This is a genomic window from Pseudooceanicola sediminis (assembly GCF_003575965.1).
Lineage (GTDB): Bacteria > Pseudomonadota > Alphaproteobacteria > Rhodobacterales > Rhodobacteraceae > Pseudooceanicola > Pseudooceanicola sediminis.
The window spans coordinates 77,796-96,659 of sequence record NZ_QWJJ01000003.1; the positions used below are offsets into that span (position 1 = coordinate 77,796).

Genomic DNA, 18,864 nt, shown 5'->3' on the forward strand with positions numbered 1-18,864 from the left:
CTCAGTCCTGCGCCTCGATACGGTTTACCAGCGCCTCGGGCACCTCGTCGGATTGCAGCATCTGCAACATCCGTTCGCGGGCGCGCGGGGGCATCTGGTCCGAGGCTTCGAGGCGCGCGATCAACGCGGCGCGGCGCTCGGGTTCCAGCTTGATGGCGGGGCCATCCATCGCCACAGGGCCACGCGGGCGCGGGCCGGTGGGCGCTTCGGGCTGCGATTGCGCCGCACCGGCTGTCCCGTCGGGGCCGTCAGTGCGTTGCGGCGCGATCACCAGCCCCGCACCCAGCTGCGGGGTGCGTTCGGCGACGTATTCGACGGGGTCCGCCGGTGGCGTCACCGCGACGCGCTCACCCAGGCGGCGCAGCACCTGCATCTGGCGCGCCTCCAGCGTGTCCCCTTCGCCCAGCACCAGCAACTCGCCATCAAATGTCAGCGCCTCGGCGGGCAACATGCTGACATTCTCCAGCGCCGGTTCATGGATCGTCGCGGCCACGAAATCGCCCGGCAACAGGCAGGGGCAGCTTGCCGGATCGACAAAGGCCACCACCTGGCGCAGGCTGATCGTTTCGGTTGAATCGGTCAGGGAAATATGGTGCAGCCGTGCCTCGAACCGCCGATCGCTGCCCGGCGCGGACAGCGTGACCGGCAGCGGCATCAGCCCGCCCTGCGGCGCGGTAACCCGCGCGATTTCCTGTGCCGTCAGATCCAGCTGCACGGAAAGAGACGTCATGTCGATGATCGCGCCCGGCTCGGCCCCGCTGGCCAGCCGTTCGCCGACCACCGGGACGCTGCCGTGGTAGGTGCCCGTTATCCCGGCCTTGATCTGCTGATCGGAAACCGTGCGCTCGGCGCTGGCAACCGCGCGGCGGGCATCTTCGATATCCAGCTTCTGCTGCTCGCGCAGGGCAACCAGATCGTCCTGCGCGCTCCTGTTGGCCGCCAGCGCCTGTTGCGCCGAAATCAGGGCCAGCCTCGCGGTGTCCAGATCGGTCTTCAGCCCCCGGCCCTTGGTGACAAGCGCGTTTACCCGGTCTACCTCTTCCTGCCGGATGTCGCGAACCTGCACCAGTGGGGTGCTGTCGGCCTCCAACGTCGCCGCCTGGCGCACGGAATCGCGCAGGGCCAGCTCGGCGCGCGCCAGGTCCGCCTGGGCCAGCGACAGGGCCGCACGCGCATCCGTGTCATCCAGTTGTATCAGAACGCTGCCGGCGCGCACGTCGGCGCCATCGGCCAGCGCGGGGCTGACGTCGGCCACCGTACCTGCATCGGGCACGCGCAACGTGACTTCGGCGCGGCTCGCCAACCGTCCATAGGCCTGGATGACGGGGTGCACCGTGGCAACCTGCGTACGCTCCACCGCGACTTCGGGCGCGCGAAATCCGCCCGCGCGGGATGCACCACCCCCGGGTCGGCCCGTCGTGTCGGCCTGCATGTGCTGATACAGGCGATGGCCTTCGACGACCGCCGCCCAGCCCGCAAGGCATGTCAGAACCAGCACGACGGCCAGCCGTGAAATCACCCGCATCGGCGTCTCCCTCAAATCTCGTTGGTACTACGTCCGGGCTGGCGGCTTCCGTCGGAAAAAAATCCTCGCGCGTGCATATCCGCCCGGGGGTTTTGCGCGGGGCCTTGATCTGGGCTGGCTGATGGCGCGTATCTGTTCGCGATACTGGCTTTTCCCGGCGCTGTCGACGGCCCTGAGTGCACATGCGGCATGCTGTTGCACCGGGGTTTCGCAAGATATCTCAAATTGAATGATCTGTCATGTTGACATTACTGTCACTATTGAGGATGCAGCCTGCAAGGAATGACTCACTGGCGTCTCGGCGCCGCAGGAGGCGACATGACCCCTAAGGCTTTGTTGGTGGCGTTCGGCGCAATGGCGCTGTTGCTCGATCCCGGACTTGCGCGCGCGGCCGACGACGCTGCGGACGATCCCGCAGGCCCCTCTGCTCCTGCGGCCTTGCCGGTTCACGTGGTCACCGTTGCCACGACCCCGCGCACCCGCGATTTTCACCTGACCGGCACGATTGCCGCAAAAGACAGCTATTCTGCCGGGTTCCGCGACGGCGGGCGGGTGATCTCTGTCAATGTCGATGTCGGGGATGTGCTGCGCGCCGGCGACGAAATCGCGCAGGTCGACCCGGCCCAGACCGATGCATCGCTGCGGGCTGCGCAGGCCTCGCTCGATGCTGCTGCGGCGGCCCTGGTGCAGGCCGAACAGGCGCGCGATCGCGCGTCCGGGCTGCTCAAGCGTGGCTCGGGAACGCAGTCCGATCTTGAATCCGCCACCGAAACCTATCTCAAGGCCAAGGCGTCGCGCGATCAGGCGCAGGCCCAGTTGGCCTCGGCCAAGCGCGCCTCCGAAGATACCGTGTTGCGCGCGGTCGAAGACGCGGTGGTCACCGACCGCTCCGCAGAACCGGGGCAGGTCGTCGGCGCGGGGCAGGCCATCGTCACCCTGGCCAATTCGGCGGGCCGCGAAGCGGTGTTCCTGACCCCGGATTTGCCGGATCTGAACGAATTCCTCAGTCAGCCGATCCGACTGACCCCGCTTGAGGGCGGCGACGAGATTGTCGTGCCCGTGTCCGAGATTTCACCCGTCGTTTCGGAAAACGGCACGGTCACCGCCAAGGCGGCGATCGAGGGCGACGCGGCGCGCACCTTTACCATCGGAGAGCCGGTGATCGGGGAACTGACCATCGAAGGCGACCCGGTGATCAGCGTTCCCTGGACGGCACTGACCGCACAGGACGCCGGCCCGGCCGTCTGGATCGTGCGCGAAGGCGATCTGCACGCGGAACTGCGCCAGGTCACCATCGCCGCCTATTCCAGTGACAAGGTCGAGATTTCGGAGGGGCTGACGGATGGCGACATCGTTGTCACCGACGGTGCACAATCGCTGTTTCCGGGGCGGTCCGTTATCATCAAGGAGGCCGGGCAATGAACCGTCTGCTGTTTGTCGTGGCACTGCTTTGCCCCGTTTTCGTGTGGCCCGTCTCTGTGTCCCCCGCCTTTGCATCGGCGGAAGAGGCCGGGGCGCCACCTGCCGGGCCGCGCCCCGCCGTCAGCGAAATCGTCACCGCAGATCCGACCCGCGAACGCATGTTCCCCGGTGTGATCGAGGCGGCGCATGAAACCAATCTGGCCTTTCAGACCATCGGTCGGATCGCCAGCCTCGACGCCGCCCCCGGCGACCTCGTCGATGCGGGCCAGGTGCTGGCGACCCTCGACCGGGTCTCGCTGCAAGAAGACGTCGCCTCGGCCGAGGCTGCACTTTCCTCGGCGCGGGCGGCTGCGGATTTTGCCGAACAATCCTACAGCCGGGCACGGGCGCTGGCCGACCGCGACATCGCCACCAAGGCCGATGTCGAAAAGGCCGAGGCGAACCGAAACGCCACCGCCGCCCAGGTGAAGGCGGCCGAGGCAGATCTGACCAGCGCAAGAGAGGCGCTGAGCTATGGCAGCCTGTCCGCGCCCGAGGCGGGCGTTGTTCTGGATACACCGGTCGAACAGGGCACTGTCGTGTCCGCCGGAACCACGGTGGTGACGCTGGCCGACCTGAAAGGCCGCGAAGCGGTGATCGACGTGCCCAGCGAATTCCTTGCGCTGCTGGCGCCGGATGCCGCGTTCAGGCTGTCGGGTCACGAAGGCGCCGACGATCCTGTGATGGCCAGGCTGCGCCTGATCGAACCCGTGGCCGACGACACCCTGCGCGGGCGTCGCCTGCGGCTGGCGATCGACGATGATCAGGACCGGTTCCGCATCGGCAGCCTTGTCAGCGCGACCTATGCCGCCGTCGGGGACGAGATCATCACCCTGCCGCAAAGCGCGATCACGGGTGGCCCAGACCAGCCGACCGTGTGGCGCGTCACCGGCCCGGCGCGCACGGTCAACGCGATCCCGGTCACCCTGGGGTCTGCCATCGGTGACCGTATCGAGGTCATGGCGGGTGTGTCCGTCGGGGACGAAATCATCGTCAAGGGGGCCAACTCGTTGGAAGAAGGCCAGAGCGTCGGGGAGCGCGCACAATGAAAAAGGGTTTCAACCTGTCGGACTGGGCGCTGCATCATCGCTCCTTCGTGTGGTTCCTGATGGTCGTGTCCCTGTTCGCCGGGGCCTTCGCCTATGTCTCGATGGGCCGCGAGGAGGATCCGACATTCGCCATCAAGACGATGGTCGTCAGCGCGGTCCTGCCGGGCGCCACGGCCGAGGAAACGGTGACCCAGGTCACCAACCGGATCGAGAAAAAGCTGCAGGAACTCGATCCGCTCGACTATACACGCTCGGTCACCTACCCCGGCGCGGCGGTGGTCTATGTCGAATTGCGCGCCGATACCAAGCCGCAGGACGTGCCCGGCACCTGGTCCAAGGTGCGCAACATGATGCACGATATCGAGGGCGATTTTCCCGACGAATTCGGCGGCTTCTTCTTCAACGACGATTTCGGCGACGTCTACGGCAGCATCTATGCCTTCACCTCCGACGGCTTCTCCCCGCGTGAGATGGAGCAGCGCGTTGAAAAGGTGCGCACCTCGATCCTGCAACTGGACGAGGCCGGCAAGGTCGATCTGGTTGGCGTGCGTGATCCCGTCGTGCACATCGAATTTTCCAACAGCCGGCTTGCCGCGCTTGGGCTGGATCGCCAGACGGTGCTCAGCACGCTTGCGGCGCAAAACGCGATCGTGCCTTCGGGAATCATCCACACAGGGGCGGAACAGATCCTCGTGCGGGTCAGCGGACAATTCGATTCAGCAGAAGAGCTGGCCTATGCGCCGCTGCGCAGCGGCGACACGTTCTTCACGCTCGCCGATGTCGCGGATGTGACCGCAGGCTACGAAGATCCGCCATCCGAACTGTTCCGGTACAATGGCAAGGAAGCGATCGGTCTCATGATCGGGATGCGCGCAGGCGGAAACATCCTCGATTTCGGAGAGCAGCTGAGCGCGATGATGGACAAGATCGCGGCAGATCTGCCCATCGGGATCGAGGTGCATCGCGTCGCGGATCAACCCCACGTGGTCGAGGAATCCGTCAGCCACTTCATCCGTTCGCTGATCGAGGCGGTGGTGATCGTGCTGGCGGTCAGCTTCGTCTCTCTCGGGTTCAGGGCGGGGATGGTGGTGTCGCTATCGATCCCGCTGGTGCTGGCCATGACCTTTGTCATCCTGGACGCGATGGGGATCACGCTTCAGCGGATCTCGCTCGGGGCGCTGATCATTGCGCTCGGGCTGCTGGTCGATGATGCGATGATCGCGATCGAGACGATGATTTCCCGCCTGGAACTGGGCGAAAGCCTCGGAAAGGCGGCGTCCTATGCCTGGACATCCATCGCCTTCCCCATGCTGACCGGCACGTTGGTCACCGTGGCGGGGTTCATCCCCATCGGCCTCAACAGCAGCCAGGCAGGTGAATACACCCGGTCGCTTTTCTACGTGATCGCCATCTCGCTCGTGCTCAGCTGGGTTGTGGCGGTGTTGTTTGCCCCGGTCCTCGGCTCGACCTTCCTGTCCAGGAAGATGAAGCATCACGAAGAACACAAGGCCGGTCGCATTCGCCGCATGTTCCACGTCGTGCTGCGCGCCGCGATGCGTTTCAAATGGGTCACCATTCTCGCCACGATCTTGATCTTTGCCCTCTCTGTCGTGGGCCTGGGCCGCGTCGAACAGCAATTCTTTCCAACCTCGGACCGACCGGAAATCCTGGTCGACGTCACACTGCGCCAGAACGCCGATTTCGAGGCGACGAATGCCATGATCAAGGGCTTCGAAGACTGGCTGGGCCAGCAGCAGGAAACCTCCTTCTGGTCGACATATATCGGGCGCGGTGCGCCACGGTTCATCCTGACGCTGGATTCGCTGACAGCGACGCCGAATATCGGGCAGCTGGTCATCATGACCCCGGACCTGGATGCCCGCGATGCCCTGGCGGACAAGATCCGCGCGTATGACGCCCAGACAGTCGGCGCCGAGTTCTTTCCGAAATACATCGAACTGGGTCCGCCCGTCGGCAAGCCCGTCCAGTACCGCGTCTCGGGACCGGACCCGGATGTGCTGCGCGATACCGCGCGCGAACTGGCGGCGGCCATTTCCACCGATGTCCGCCTGACGTCGATCAGCCTGGATTGGAACGAACCGGCCCGCGTCGTGCGCGTCGTGCTGGATCAGGCCAAGCTGCGCCAGCTCGGCTTGACACAGTCCGACGTCGCGCAATCGCTCTACCAGCTTTTCGAAGGGTCGAGCGTTACCGACCTGCGCGATGGCGACAAGCTGGTCGAGGTGCTGGCCCGCGGCGTGAGAGAGGACCGCACGTCGCTCGACGTGCTGGAAAACCTGCAATTCGGCAATGCGCAGGGCCAGCCGATCCCGCTGTCCTCCTTCGCGCGCCTTGAATGGACCACGGAACAGCCCGTGATCTATCAGCGCAACCGGGTGCCCACGATCACGGTCAAGGCCGCCATCCTGGGCGGTGATCAGCCCGATACACTGGTCAAGGACCTCGCCGGCGTGATCGACGATTTCCGCCAGACGATGCCCGCGGGTTACCTGGTCGAAGTGGGCGGATCGGCGGAATCCAGCGCCGAAAGTCAGGCGCCCATCGTGGCTGTCGTGCCGATCATGCTGCTGATCATGCTGACGCTGGTGATGGTGCAGATGCAGAGCTTCCGGCTGATGTTCGTGGTTCTGGCGGTTGCGCCGCTGGGCCTGATCGGCGTGGTCGCCGCATTGCTGCCTGCGGGTGCCCCCCTGGGCTTTGTCGCGATCCTCGGCGTCCTTGCACTGATCGGCATCCTGATCCGGAATTCGATCATCCTGTTCCAGGAGGTGAAGGATCTGTTGCTGGCCGGGCGCAGCAAATGGGACGCGGTGTTCGGCGCCACCGACAGCCGGGCGCGCCCGATCCTGTTGACCGCCGCCGCCGCCAGCCTGGCGCTGATTCCGATTTCGCGGCAGGTGTTCTGGGGGCCGATGGCCTATGCCATGATGGGCGGCATCATCGCCGGCACGATGATCACGCTGCTGTTCGCACCGGCCCTGTATTGCGCCGTCTTCGGCGTCCGCCCGCCCGACAAGGCGGACAAGGCCAGGGCCGAAACCGAAAGCGCCTCCGCATGACGAAACCCGACCACCGCATCGCGGTTGCTGCCCAGAGACGGGAAAAGATGCATGCCCGCCTGGTCGAGGCGACGATCTTCGTGATCGCCGCCAAAGGCCCGGCGGGCGCGGTGATCGACGACATCATCACCGAGGCCGGGGTGTCGCGGGGCACGTTCTACAAGTACTTTGCCACCGTGAACGACGTCCTGCTGGCCGCCAAGATCGCCCTCAAGGACGAGTTGATCCACCTTGTCATGCAAGCGGATCAGACCAGCAAGGATCCCGCCGCTGCGGTTGCCCTCAGCATCCTGCGGTTCATGGCGACGTTTCACCGCTACCCCCTGATCGGCCAGTTCGCGGCGCAGCTCGGCGTGGACGAGCCCGGCGGGCCGAGCGCCGCCATCCAGGATGTCGCGCCACGGCTGCTTGCGTGGGGGCTGGAGACGGGACGGTTCTGCCCCATGCCCGACTATCTTGCCTGCTATTTCCTGCAAGCGGGGGTCATGGGCGTGCTTCAGCGCGAACGCGACGGCTACCAGACCGACCGTGCCGCCGCCGTCGCCGCCCTGCTGCGGCTGCTCGGCGTCCCTCACGCAGAAGCCGAAGTGCTGTCGCATCAACCCTGCGACCCGCTTGATGCCCCGGCGGACAGCCTGATCGCGCGCGCCGAGGCAGTTCGCCAGCAGCACGCCCCCGACTAGCGGCCCGGTGCCGCGACCAGAGCCGGACCAGCGGCCTGCACGTGGCCCTGTCGGCGTGCGCGGGCGTCCCGGCTCATCTCAGCGGCGTGAATGCCCAGGATCATCAGGCCCGGCCACAGCATGTAGGCCTCGATCTCCAGGTTCTCGCCAAACGACAGCAGGATGATCGTCATCATGACGGCCAGCGGCAGCCGACCACGCGGGCCTCGGGCGGCATCGGTCAGCGCCAGCAACGTCTGGTAGGCCAGCGGCACCAGCAACGCCAACATACCCACCAGCCCCTTCACGAACAGCAGCCCCCACCAGGTATGGTGGCTGCCGATCGGCATGAATTCGACCACATGCGCCCCGGGCTGTACCGTGCCATGTCCGAACCAGTAGGCCTCGTTCTCCCACCGCTCTCCGGCGATGCGTTGCAGGGTTTCCCGCACCCGCGTGCTGTCGGCCCGCGCGCCCTTGAAGGCCGCAACGCCATCCTTCAACGCCTGCAACAGATAGGTGCCGACAACGGCCAGCGATGCCGTGATACCCGCCAGCACCTGCCAGGCCCAGCCCTTCAGCAGCAGGGGCAGCATGCGCGGCCCGACGGTGCAGGCGACCAGACCGATCATCCCCATGCGCGACTTCGACAGCAGGATCATGGTGATGCCGGCCGCAATGCCGATGCTGCGCCACTTGATCGATTTCTCCTCCAGGGCAAAGCAGACCTGAAGCACCCCCAGCAGGGCGGCAAAGGGCGACCAGGGCGCATAGAACTGCCACCTCGGGGTCCAGCTCGACGGGTCCCAGGTGAACAGGAAGACGCTGAAATATTCCGGCCCCGGCCCCCCGATGGCCTTGAGCGGAGAGGTAAAGAGGCGCTCGGGCAGGCCGATCTGCGGCGCGATGAACAGGATCGGCGTCAGGCACAACGTCCAGAGACCGACGATGCACTGCGCCCGGATCAGCACCTCGCGCCGGATCGGCAGGACCGACCCGACAAACGGAAACAGCGCCAGCAGCGCCCAGCCCTTGGCCCAGCCGATCGACGATTTGATCGTCTGCTTGGTGCCAAGGCCCCAATCCAGGTGCCCGACCCACAGCGCGATCAGCATCACGCCCATGCCCGCGAACCACAGCCAGACGGCGCCCGGCACCGGACCCCGCGCCCGCAGGTCGGCCCGGATCGCCGGGCCGAGGTAAAGCGACAGGAACGCCAGCGCGGCCAGGCTCCAGGCCAGGATCGGCCCGACGACGTACAAGGCCCCGACAAAGTAGAAGGGCCAGGTCCATTTCAGCGCCTTGAACACGACGGCTTCGGCGGGATTGGCGGGGCGAATGTCCATCTCGGTTTTCACTCTGCCGCAACCATGTGACCGGGCGTCGACGGGGCGGTGCGCCCCTCATGCAGAAGGCTGCCGATCAGGGGGCGGCGCAGCCAGCCCAGCAGCAGGCCCATGAACAGAAAGAAGGTGGCGGCGATACCCGCGGCCAGGGCCAGCTTGCGGCGCGGCGATGACGGCTCGACCGGCAGCGACGGATCTTCCAGCACCTGCACCAACGGGTAGGAGGCATAGAGATCGGTCTTGGAGGTCTGCGATTTCGCCATGGCCGAGGCAAAGACGGCCTCGGAAACGGAAAAGTCGCGTTGCAGATCCTCCAGCCGCGCCGCGACGTCGATCAGCGCCAGCTTGCGCGCCTGCGATGTTTGCAGGCGCGTGGTCATGGCGTCATGTTCCGCGATCAACCCGGCCCGCTCGGCGTCCAGTTTCACCAGGTCGCTCAGCAGCGCGGCCCGGCTGCCGACATGGCTGATGTCCAGGGTGGTCAGTTCTTCGGCGGACAGGCCGGTCAGCATCTTGGCGCGGATGTTCGCCTCGGTTTCCGCGGCTGCGTGGCCGGCACGGGCGCTGGCGACCTGCGGGTGCCGTTCACCGAACCGCCCGCGCAGTTGCGAAAGCTCGGTCGCGCGCAGCGACATTTCCTCGGTCAGCGCGACGAACTGGGTGTCGGCATGCAGGCGCAGCGCCGCCGCCGCCAGGTGGGGGCTGGTGTCCAGTGCCGCTTCCAGACGTTCCACCGCCTTGGTCTTTTCATCCAGCGTCACCGACAGATCCCGCGTCGCGCGCGCCAGCGCGTCGGCTTCGGCCACCAGCGCATCATATTGTTCCGCCGAGATCAGACCGCTTTCGCGTTGCAATGCGGATATTTCCGCCCGCGTCGCGATGACGGAGTTGCGGTATTCGTCGATGGCGGACTGGCCGCTGTCCTGGCGCATCCGCACCTCGTTCGCGCGCAGTGCCTCGATCTCGGAAAAGAACGCGGCCAGCAACGCCTGGTTGCGGGCCTGCGCGTCCTCGGGGGAATTGCCGGTGATGGCGACGTGGATCAGCCCGGTCTGATCGACCAGCTCGATCCGGGCCTGCCCGAAATCGCGGCTCTGCATCCCCATCGACCCAGAGGCGGCGGTCAGGATACGCTCGGCCCCCAACAGGCGCTTGTAGGTTTCGGTCGGGCTGACCGAGCCGTTGGAAAAGGCCGAATTCGCAAAGGAGGACGCTTGCCCGATCTGGCTGAGGCTGACCGAGGAAGAGGCCCCCGAACCGGGCAGGATCAGCGACAGATGGCTGGTATAGCGCAGCGGTGCCGTGGCCAGGTAGCTCGAAATCGGCATCCAGATGCAGGCCACCCCGATGGAAAAGATCCCGGCATACCGTGGCAGGCGGCCCAGATCGGTCGGGCGACCGCCGCGAAACAGACGCGAAACCGACAGGTCGCGCAGCGGCAGGCGCACGATCCTGGGCAGTCCGAAGGGGCGGGCAGGGCGGTATGTCTTGCTGGGCATGGCGGTTCTCCTTGCCCCTGGACATACAAGGTTACGCCCGCCGATGTGCCTGCGCGACGGTATGTGCGCACCGCGCAGGAGGAGAGTGCACCCATCCGAAAGGGTAGGTTCAGAACAGCCCCTGTTCCTTGGCGATCATCGCGGCCTGTGTCCGGTTGGCCGCGCCGATCTTGCGATACAGCGTTTTCACATGCAGCTTTACCGTCGGCTCGCGGATATCCAGATCGCGGGCAATTTCCTTGTTCGACTTGCCCTGCGTCAGCCCCTCCAGCACCTCGTATTCGCGTTGCGACAGCTTTTCCGCCAGCGGATGCGCCGGGGTATCGTCACTGGCGCGCAGGAAATCCAGCGGGGCGTATTGCTCGCCCATGGACATGAAGCGTACCGCATTCACCAGAGACTTTGCCGACAAGGTCTTGGGCAGGAACCCTGCCGCGCCCGAGGCCAGTACCTCCTCGGCCACCTCCTTGTTCGCGGTGCCCGAGATGATGGCGACATGGGCGGCACCGGGTTCCCGCGACATCCGCCGCAATCCCTCCAGCCCGTCCATACCGGGCATCATGAAATCCAGCAGCACCAGATCGTATCCGGGATTTTGCTGCACCATCTGCAGGGCCGACGGGAAATCGGCAGCGGTGTCGGCTTCGAACCCGCTCTCGTTTTCGAGGTACAGCACCAGCGTATCCCGCAGCAGATCGTGATCGTCAGCGATCAGAATGCGCATCTCTTCTCCACTCAATGCACCGGTGCGAACCAGGCCGCGCGCCGCGCCGGCCCCAGGGCGCGGCGCCGGATGGCATGGGAACGGACCAGCTTTGTGTCGAACGTAGATCATCACTTGCCCATTGGCGAACAAAAACAACGGCAAGGCCACCCGTGTTGCCACTGCGCCGCTACCCCTTCGGCTATCGCGCTATCCGTGTGGATGGTGGGGGCCGCACAAACGGGGCCGGGGCCTACCCGCGCGGTCAGCGGGGCTGGCCGCGCGGGGCGTCCCGCCCTCCCTCCGCGCCGTTGAAAGGGCGGGGGGATTGGCGGCATCTCATTGGCAACTCACGCAAACTGGAGACCGCCATGACCTTCGTAGATTCTGCCAAGATGCCCGCGCCCCGCCCGGCGCTCGATGCGCTCAACGCGTTTGCACCGCGCCAATCGCGGCTGTCGCATGTCAGCCTGTTCGGCCTCGACCTCGTCAGCGGCACAACCGCGGCGGTCATTCACGATCTGCTGCACACCACCGGTCGCCGCCGGGTGGCCTTCCTGAACGCCCACTGCGGCAACGTGATGGCAAGGGACGCCACCTATGCCGATGCGCTGGCCACGGCTGACATGATCCTGCCGGATGGGATCGGCATCGAACTGGCTGCCAGGTTCTGCGGAGCACGCTTTGCGGAAAACCTCAACGGCACCGATTTCACCCCGGCCCTGCTCAAGGCGGCGGCGGCAAAGGGGCTGGGTGTCTACCTGCTGGGCGCCCGCCCGGGGGTGGCCGAGGCCGCCGCCCGCCAGCTCTGCCTGTCGATCCCCGGCCTGCGCATCGTGGGCACCCGCGACGGCTACGACGGCATGGCCGACGAAGACGCCGTGATTGCCGCGATCAATGCCGCCCGACCGGATATCCTGATCACCGCACTGGGCGTGCCGATGCAGGATGTCTGGCTGGCGCGCAATGCGCACCGCCTTGACGCCCGTATCACGATGGGTGTCGGTGCGTTGCTGGATTTCCTGGCCGGGCGTGTCCGTCGTGCCCCTGCGCTGGTGCGCCGGGCGCGCGCCGAATGGGCCTGGCGGCTCGCTTGCGAACCGCGTCGCATGGCCAGACGCTATCTTGCCGGAAACGTCACCTTTCTGGCCCGTGCCGCCGCCCACGCCGTGGGTCGGGTCGACGGATACGGCCTTCGTCGCCGGGTGATGGACATCGCGTCGGCAGGTGCGGCGGTGGCCCTTCTGGCCCCGGTCGCGCTGGTGCTGGCCGCCGCGATCCGTATCGAAAGCGGTGGCCCCGTCCTGTTTCGCCAGACCCGGATCGGGCGCAATGGCAAACCCTTCACGATGTACAAGTTCCGCTCGATGTACGCCGATGCAGAGCAGCGCCGCGCCGCGTTGCTGGCCACTTCGGACCGCGAAGGGATCTGTTTCAAATCCCGCAACGACCCACGCGTGACCCGCGTCGGACGCCTGTTGCGTCGCCTGTCGCTGGATGAATTGCCCCAGTTGCTGAACATCCTGCGCGGCGACATGTCGATCGTCGGCCCCCGCCCCGCGCTGCCGGAAGAGGTCGCGGCCTATCCCGACCGCGCCCTTGGCCGGCTGGCCGTCAACCCCGGCCTGACCGGGATCTGGCAGGTCTCGGGCCGTGCCGAGATCGGCTTCGACCGGATGGTCGACATGGATCTTGCCTATGCCGATGCCCGCTCGACCCTGCTGGACCTTGTCATCATGGCAATGACCTTTCGTGCCGTCGTCGGCGGGCGTGGCGCCTACTGACCGCACTGCCCACGCATCTGAGCGAGGAGCTCTCGCATGTCCCATGTCAAGATCGCAGTCTTTCCCGTCGCCGGTCTCGGAACCCGCTTTCGCCCCGCCACCAAGGCCGTCCCGAAGGAGATGCTGCCGCTGGTCGATCGCCCCCTGATAGACGACGCGGTCGAGGAGGCCCGCGCGGCGGGGATCGAACAGTTCATCTTCGTCACCTCGCGCGACAAACCTGCGATCGAAACGCACTATGGCAGGGTCCCGCATCTTGAACGCAGGCTTCACCGTGCGGGCAAGACCGCCGCCCTTCAGGCCGTTCAGGCGGGTATCCTGCCGCGCGGAACCGCCCGTTTCCTGCGTCAGGATCGCCCGCTCGGGCTTGGTCACGCCGTGGGCCTGGCGCGTCATCTGGTGGGGGATCAACCCTTTGCCCTGCTGCTGCCCGACGATGTGATCATGGCGCCAAGGGGCTGCCTGGCGCAGATGGTTGCCGCGATGGAGGTCGCACCCGACGCCGTGCGCGCCGACGGAATCCTGCCGACGGAATCATGGACGTCGACCGCAGCGAAGGGCCGATCGCATTCCCGCGTGGTCTGGTGGAAAAACCCGAACCCGCACAGGCACCATCGCGCCTGGCCGTTGTCGGGCGCTACATCCTGGAGCCGTCGATCTTCGCGCGTCTGTCGGAAACCCGGCCGGGCGCGGGCGGCGAAATTCAACGGATCGATGCCATCAACGCGGATGCCGCGACGGGCGTTATCACGGGCCTGCGCTTTCGAGGAGAACGCTTCGACTGCGGCTCGGTCGCGGGCTACCTCGCGGCGACACTGGCCCATGCGATGCAACGCGCCGATGTCGGCCCCGCCGTCGCTGCGGCCATGCGGCGCCACCTGGCGCATGTGCGGCCAGGCTGCTCGCTGCACCCTGAACACCCCTCCGGGTCGGCGCGCTCCCTCCAAGGTGTCGCGTGACCTTGCGCCGCCCGGCAGGGCGAAAAACTGCAAAGACACCGCAAAGACACCGCAAAGACACCGACCAGATACCGACGTGAAACCTATCCGTTCGGATAGGCCGGATGTGCCGATGCCCCTCTGCCGCAGAGGCCGGTTTCAGGGCACACAGTAACCACCTCAACAGCAGGAGACGTCATGACCATCGCACCCCACAAACCCCGTTTCCCGGTCCTTTCCCTTGTCGTGGCGGGACTGCTGGCCTCTGCTCCCTTCGGCACGCAGGCCGCCGACCTCGCCGCACCCGAAGGTGACGTTCTGCTGACCGTGACCGGCGCGATCACCAACACCAATGCCGACAATGCCGCGCGCTTTGACCGAAAAATGCTCGAGGCGCTGCCCGCCGTGACGATCCGCACCAGCACCATCTGGACCGAGGGCGTGCAGACCTTCACCGGCGTGCAACTGATTGATCTTGCTGCCGCCGTTGGAACCGATGCCGATGAATTGCGCGCCATGGCGGTCAATGATTATGCGGTCACCATTCCCGGTGAAGACTGGGTCGATGGTGGTCCGATCATCGCCTACCTCAATAACGGCGCACCGATGAGCCTGCGTGACAAGGGCCCGCTTTGGGTGATCTATCCCTATGACAGCAAACCCGCGTATCAGTCAGAGGTCGCATATTCGCGCAGCATCTGGCAGCTTGATCGCATCGAGATGGAGTAGCGGAACAGGGCGGCTGTCGTCGCCCCCCGGACAACGGAGCGACACATGAGCCTGCCCGAAGATCAGCCGCGCGTCCGCACCCTTGCCGCCCGGTTGTGGACCCGCACCACCGCGACGGTCCTCGCGCTGGTCTTTTGCGTCGGACTGGTCGGCGCAATGGCTCTCGGCGTCCTGCGGGAGATCGATACGCTCAGCACGTCCAATTCGGACAACCTTCAATGGAGCCTGGCCCAGGCTGACGTCGAATACATGCAGTTCCGGCTGGCCCTTGAGCTGGCCGAGGAAAATCAGGTCACCCTGCAGGACGTGCGGCGCCGTTTCGACATTTTCTACAGCCGGCTCAACACGCTCGAGTCCGGCGAAGTCTATCGCGGGATGCGGGATAAGAGCGAACTGATCCAGCCGCGTCAAAACATTCGTGAATTCATGGACTTCGCGGTCCCGATCATCGACGGATCGGATGCGGATCTGCGGGCAGGATTGCCAGAGATGCAGGCGCGGGCCAATGCGATCATGGGGGATGTGCGCGACCTTACGCTTGCTGGCCTTGCCGCCTTTGCCAATGAGTCCGATCGCCAGCGTCAGCAGGTCATGGGGACGCTGATCCGCCTTGCAGCCGTGCTGGCCATCGTTCTGGCCGGCCTCATGTTGCTGGCTCTGGCGCTCTGGCGCCTGAACCGTCTCGCCTCTCTGCGCGAAGCCGAGGTCGAGCGTACGGCGGGCCGTATGCGCACCATCGTGGAAACCTCGCTCGACGCGATGGTGCTGAGCGATGCGGACGGGCGCATCCGAGAATTCAATTCCGCAGCCCAGACCATCTTTGGCTATTCGAGGGATGAAGCGCGCGAGCGGGACATGCTGGAATTGCTGATCGTGCCCGAAAGCCGGGAAAAGATCATGCGCCTCGCCCGCGACCAGTTCGACCCCGATGCGAATGCCCCGGCGCTTCAGGCGGCTGACCGGACGCTGCAGGTCGTGGCGATGGCGCGCGGCGGGCGCACCTTTCCCGCTGAAATCACCTTTGACCGGGCCGAGGGCACGGATGGGCCCGTCTACGTGGCATTCATCCGCGATATCTCTCGTCGCAAAGCCGCCGAAGAGGGGCTGACCGACGCACGGGACCGGGCGCTGGCTGGCGAACGCGCCAAGGCCGAGTTCCTCGCCGTGATGAGCCACGAGATGCGCACGCCCCTGAACGGCCTGCTCGGCACGATGCAATTGCTGAGGGACCATCAGATGAGTGAGGCGCAGAGCGATCTGCTGGACCACATGCAGTCCTCGGGTCAGCTGTTGCTGGGCTTGGTGAATGACGTTCTGGACCTTGCGAAGTTCGAAGCCGGAAAACTGTCGGTCGAGCAGAAACCGCTCTCGGTCACGCGTCTGCTGGATGGCGTGGTGGAAACGATCGCACCGCTGGCGGCCGCCAATGCCACGGCCCTTGAATGGCACTGGGAAGGCGAAGCACAGGATGCGATCGCGGGGGATGCCCGCAGATTGCGGCAGGTGCTTTTGAATCTGCTTGGCAATGCGGTGAAATTTACGCGTGGCGGCCGGGTCGATATCGAGGTCGAGACTCTCGGCTTTCGCGACCCCCAGCTGGAATTTCGCGTCATCGATACCGGGATCGGCATCGCCGACAGCGATCTGGAGCGGATCTTCCAGGATTTCGAGACACTCGATTCGTCCTACGCGCGCCAGGCCGGGGGTACGGGTCTTGGCCTCGGGATCGCCCGACGCATGGTCGGTCTGATGGGGGGGGCGATCGGCGCCGAAAGCGAGGTGGGCGAGGGCAGCCTGTTCTGGATTCGGATCCCGATGATCCCGGTTGCGCAAATGCCCGCGTTCGAAGGGCCCGACAGACGGACGAAAACCCCAGCGGCGTCCCGCCAGACCACGCTGGCGCCGATGTCGATCCTGCTGGTCGAGGATAACGAGATAAACCGCTTCGTTGCCCGCCAGATGCTGACCGCCGAAGGACACGAGGTCGTCGAGGCAAACGATGGCATGGCAGGCGTCGAAATGGCCAATACCCGTGCCTTTGATATGATCCTGATGGATATTTCCATGCCGGTCCTCGATGGGCAGGCCGCGGCACGGCGAATCCGTGCGGGCAATGGCCCCTGCGTGCGCACGCCCATTCTGGCGGTCACCGCCCATGCCCTGCCCGAAGAAATTGCCCAGTTCCGTGACGCAGGAATGGAATACTGCATATCGAAACCGTTGGACCGGGGCGAGTTGCTGGCAACTCTGGCCGCCGCGCGCGGTCAAGCGGGCGATGCAGGTGCACAGTTGGACGTGCCGCCCGAATTGTCGCCCTCGATGCTCGATGCGCTGCTGGATACGGCCCATCTTGAACGCTTCTGGATCGATCTGCCCGAAAGCGCGCGCGACGCGTTGCTGCGCCGCTTCGTCGAGGAAACGCAAAAGGACATCAGCTGGTTCGTGGGCCGGGCGGCAGATGATCCGGGTCTTCAGGCCCGGGCCCACCGGGTCGCGGGCAGTTGTGCCGCCTTCGGACTTAAGGCCCTGCGCGGGCACCTCGGGCAGATCGAGTCCGCGCTAAAGCAGGGGCAGATCGTCGACCCGGCTCTGATCGCGGCATTGCCGGACCTGTGGGCACGCAGCCGCACCGCGCTGGATATCTGGTGCGACGAAGCGCGCCAGACGGCCTGAGATCGCGCCCCGCGCCCACCTGGGCTGGCAGCGCGGGCAGGGGCCACGCAGCCCGGGTCGTGCAATCATTTCAGCAGCGTCGCGGCACCGACAATGCCCAGCACCCTGCCGATTTCAGTCACGTTGGTGATAGTGCTGTCGTAGCAGGCAATGGCATCGCCCGGCAGCAGGTAGGGGTCATAGTCGTCCCGCTCGGCGCGCGTGCGCATGTCTTCGATGCCCCGTTCGATAACGACAGAAACCTTGGTCACGGGGTTTCGCGAAAACAGCGCGGCGGATCGGTTGGCGCTGGTTGCACGTGCGCCGCCGACACAGTTGGAATCCACAACCGCCTGCATGAAACGCGTACCATAGGGCACCTCGCGCACGGTTTGCCCAATGGCTGACGGGGCATTTCCGGTCGCTGGTTGCGTCAGGTTCGACAGGTACAGCGACACGCCAGGGGGGCTGATCGGACCCGGCACCAGCATCCAATCCTGGAAACAGTCGCGCGTGGGCACAAAGACCTCGTCGCCGGTGATCAGCATCACGTCGTCAAAGCTGCGTCCCTCCAGCGCGCCCCGCAGATCCAGGCGATAGTTGGTGCCACCGCGGGTCAGCCGCACCGCAGACAGATCGGCATCCGGGCGCACCCCGCCGGCCACACGCAGCGCGACCGAAATGTTGCGCCCCTCGGTGGAGTCGCCTAGCGCGCCTTGCCGTCGCACATCCACCTGATCGCCCGGCACACCGCCGATATCAGCGGTGCGCGGTTCGAACACTGCCCCTGAAATGGCAACGCGGGCCGCGGCGAAATCTTCGACCAACAGCGAAATCGCCGGCTCTTCGGTATAGAACCCGCCCTCTACCAGGCCGCTGCGAACAGCCCCCGCCACTGCCGTGGTAGAGCGCCCCTGCGCAGGGATGGGGGTCAGGTAGGGCAGCTTCAGCGTGCCATCACGCGACACGACGTATTCGTCGGTAAAGGTCGCATCCTCCGGCAGCCGCAGATCCAGCAGATCGCCACGCGACAGCAGTTCCCCGCGCAGTGCGATCGGGGCCCGCCCGCCCAGCTTGCCGCCGCTGCCGTCACCCGCCCCCCCGGCAAAGGGTCGGCAGCGCGCGGCATTCATCTGGGCCGAACGCAGAAACGGCTGTGCTTCGCGCCGGACCTCGGGGTCACGGTATTGCGCCTGGTAGGCGCCGCCCTGCGCCGCTGGTTCCAGGTTCGCGGGGCTTTTCGGCGGAGCGCAGGCCGTCAGGGCCATGACGACGACCGCGGTACCCCGCCGGACGAAAGCGCGGCGTCGCGCGGCACCTTGGGTGGGGCCGGAAACTGGACCGGGACGGAAAGTAGCGGCCACTCAGGCACCTCCGGAGGATTCGGTAGCGATTACATCGCCTTGAACAAGTCGGCTACGCGATGACCGCAGGTC

13 protein-coding genes and 1 pseudogene are annotated in these 18,864 nt (G+C 65.8%); 9 read left to right on the forward strand and 5 right to left on the reverse strand.

The window, feature by feature from the left end:
- Nucleotide 1: 1 nt before the first annotated feature.
- Nucleotides 2-1,525 carry an efflux RND transporter periplasmic adaptor subunit gene (locus tag DL237_RS04050; RefSeq protein WP_119397764.1) on the reverse strand — a complete coding sequence of 508 codons (1,524 nt, stop codon included), beginning with the start codon at nucleotides 1,523-1,525 and terminating at the stop codon, nucleotides 2-4.
- Nucleotides 1,526-1,843: 318 nt separating this feature from the next.
- Between DL237_RS04050 and DL237_RS04055 the strand changes: the two genes are divergently transcribed.
- Genes DL237_RS04055 through DL237_RS04070 form a run of 4 tightly spaced genes read left to right on the forward strand, consistent with a single transcriptional unit; the run spans nucleotide 1,844 to nucleotide 7,798 of the window.
- Nucleotides 1,844-2,947, forward strand: a complete 1,104-nt coding sequence (locus DL237_RS04055) for an efflux RND transporter periplasmic adaptor subunit (protein WP_158585584.1) — start codon at nucleotides 1,844-1,846, stop codon at nucleotides 2,945-2,947.
- A complete protein-coding gene (locus DL237_RS04060) occupies nucleotides 2,944-4,035 on the forward strand; it encodes an efflux RND transporter periplasmic adaptor subunit (RefSeq protein WP_119397766.1) in 1,092 nt (363 codons plus the stop codon). Before DL237_RS04055 ends, DL237_RS04060 begins: the two co-directional genes overlap by 4 nt.
- Nucleotides 4,032-7,115 (forward strand): efflux RND transporter permease subunit, encoded by a 3,084-nt coding sequence (locus DL237_RS04065; protein WP_119397767.1) that lies wholly within the window; start codon nucleotides 4,032-4,034, stop codon nucleotides 7,113-7,115. The genes DL237_RS04060 and DL237_RS04065 overlap by 4 nt, the downstream gene beginning before the upstream one ends.
- Entirely contained in the window at nucleotides 7,112-7,798 is a 687-nt protein-coding gene (locus DL237_RS04070) for a TetR/AcrR family transcriptional regulator (RefSeq protein WP_119397768.1), read from the forward strand. Before DL237_RS04065 ends, DL237_RS04070 begins: the two co-directional genes overlap by 4 nt.
- Here the strand turns inward: DL237_RS04070 and DL237_RS04075 are convergent.
- From DL237_RS04075 to DL237_RS04085, 3 genes are all read right to left on the reverse strand, one after another.
- Nucleotides 7,795-9,123, reverse strand: coding sequence for an O-antigen ligase domain-containing protein (locus DL237_RS04075; protein WP_119397956.1), 1,329 nt, complete (start codon nucleotides 9,121-9,123; stop codon nucleotides 7,795-7,797). The two genes, DL237_RS04070 and DL237_RS04075, sit on opposite strands and share 4 nt — an antisense overlap.
- Nucleotides 9,124-9,131: 8 nt before the next feature.
- Nucleotides 9,132-10,622 (reverse strand): GumC domain-containing protein, encoded by a 1,491-nt coding sequence (locus DL237_RS04080; protein WP_119397769.1) that lies wholly within the window; start codon nucleotides 10,620-10,622, stop codon nucleotides 9,132-9,134.
- 109 nt (nucleotides 10,623-10,731) lie between these two features.
- Nucleotides 10,732-11,346, reverse strand: coding sequence for a response regulator transcription factor (locus DL237_RS04085; protein ID WP_119397770.1), 615 nt, complete (start codon nucleotides 11,344-11,346; stop codon nucleotides 10,732-10,734).
- 350 nt (nucleotides 11,347-11,696) lie between these two features.
- On the opposite strand from DL237_RS04085, the gene DL237_RS04090 reads away from it, so the two are divergent.
- The 5 genes and pseudogenes from DL237_RS04090 to DL237_RS04105 all read left to right on the forward strand — a co-directional run bounded on the left by DL237_RS04090 (nucleotide 11,697) and on the right by DL237_RS04105 (nucleotide 17,449).
- Nucleotides 11,697-13,109, forward strand: a complete 1,413-nt coding sequence (locus DL237_RS04090) for a WecB/TagA/CpsF family glycosyltransferase (protein WP_233544858.1) — start codon at nucleotides 11,697-11,699, stop codon at nucleotides 13,107-13,109.
- Nucleotides 13,110-13,229: 120 nt separating this feature from the next.
- Nucleotides 13,230-13,532, forward strand: a pseudogene (locus DL237_RS21015) (UTP--glucose-1-phosphate uridylyltransferase); the annotation flags it as partial.
- Between the two features lie 113 nt (nucleotides 13,533-13,645).
- Nucleotides 13,646-14,068 carry a hypothetical protein gene (locus DL237_RS21020; protein ID WP_321186023.1) on the forward strand — a complete coding sequence of 141 codons (423 nt, stop codon included), beginning with the start codon at nucleotides 13,646-13,648 and terminating at the stop codon, nucleotides 14,066-14,068.
- 177 nt (nucleotides 14,069-14,245) lie between these two features.
- Entirely contained in the window at nucleotides 14,246-14,776 is a 531-nt protein-coding gene (locus DL237_RS04100) for an oxidoreductase (RefSeq protein ID WP_233544859.1), read from the forward strand.
- Between the two features lie 45 nt (nucleotides 14,777-14,821).
- Entirely contained in the window at nucleotides 14,822-17,449 is a 2,628-nt protein-coding gene (locus DL237_RS04105) for an ATP-binding protein (RefSeq protein ID WP_119397771.1), read from the forward strand.
- 65 nt (nucleotides 17,450-17,514) lie between these two features.
- On the opposite strand, the gene DL237_RS04110 is transcribed toward DL237_RS04105, so the two are convergent.
- On the reverse strand, nucleotides 17,515-18,696 hold the full coding sequence (locus tag DL237_RS04110) for a polysaccharide biosynthesis/export family protein (RefSeq protein WP_119397772.1): 1,182 nt from the start codon (nucleotides 18,694-18,696) through the stop codon (nucleotides 17,515-17,517).
- Nucleotides 18,697-18,864 lie beyond the last annotated feature (168 nt).

Coding starts and splice junctions, on each gene's coding strand:
- DL237_RS04050 (WP_119397764.1), bottom strand. CDS start 1,525: ATGCGGGTGATTTCACGGCTGGCCGTCGTGCTGGTTCTGACATGCCTT.
- DL237_RS04055 (WP_158585584.1), top strand. CDS start 1,844: ATGACCCCTAAGGCTTTGTTGGTGGCGTTCGGCGCAATGGCGCTGTTG.
- DL237_RS04060 (WP_119397766.1), top strand. CDS start 2,944: ATGAACCGTCTGCTGTTTGTCGTGGCACTGCTTTGCCCCGTTTTCGTG.
- DL237_RS04065 (WP_119397767.1), top strand. CDS start 4,032: ATGAAAAAGGGTTTCAACCTGTCGGACTGGGCGCTGCATCATCGCTCC.
- DL237_RS04070 (WP_119397768.1), top strand. CDS start 7,112: ATGACGAAACCCGACCACCGCATCGCGGTTGCTGCCCAGAGACGGGAA.
- DL237_RS04075 (WP_119397956.1), bottom strand. CDS start 9,123: ATGGACATTCGCCCCGCCAATCCCGCCGAAGCCGTCGTGTTCAAGGCG.
- DL237_RS04080 (WP_119397769.1), bottom strand. CDS start 10,622: ATGCCCAGCAAGACATACCGCCCTGCCCGCCCCTTCGGACTGCCCAGG.
- DL237_RS04085 (WP_119397770.1), bottom strand. CDS start 11,346: ATGCGCATTCTGATCGCTGACGATCACGATCTGCTGCGGGATACGCTG.
- DL237_RS04090 (WP_233544858.1), top strand. CDS start 11,697: ATGACCTTCGTAGATTCTGCCAAGATGCCCGCGCCCCGCCCGGCGCTC.
- DL237_RS21020 (WP_321186023.1), top strand. CDS start 13,646: ATGGACGTCGACCGCAGCGAAGGGCCGATCGCATTCCCGCGTGGTCTG.
- DL237_RS04100 (WP_233544859.1), top strand. CDS start 14,246: ATGACCATCGCACCCCACAAACCCCGTTTCCCGGTCCTTTCCCTTGTC.
- DL237_RS04105 (WP_119397771.1), top strand. CDS start 14,822: ATGAGCCTGCCCGAAGATCAGCCGCGCGTCCGCACCCTTGCCGCCCGG.
- DL237_RS04110 (WP_119397772.1), bottom strand. CDS start 18,696: ATGGCCCTGACGGCCTGCGCTCCGCCGAAAAGCCCCGCGAACCTGGAA.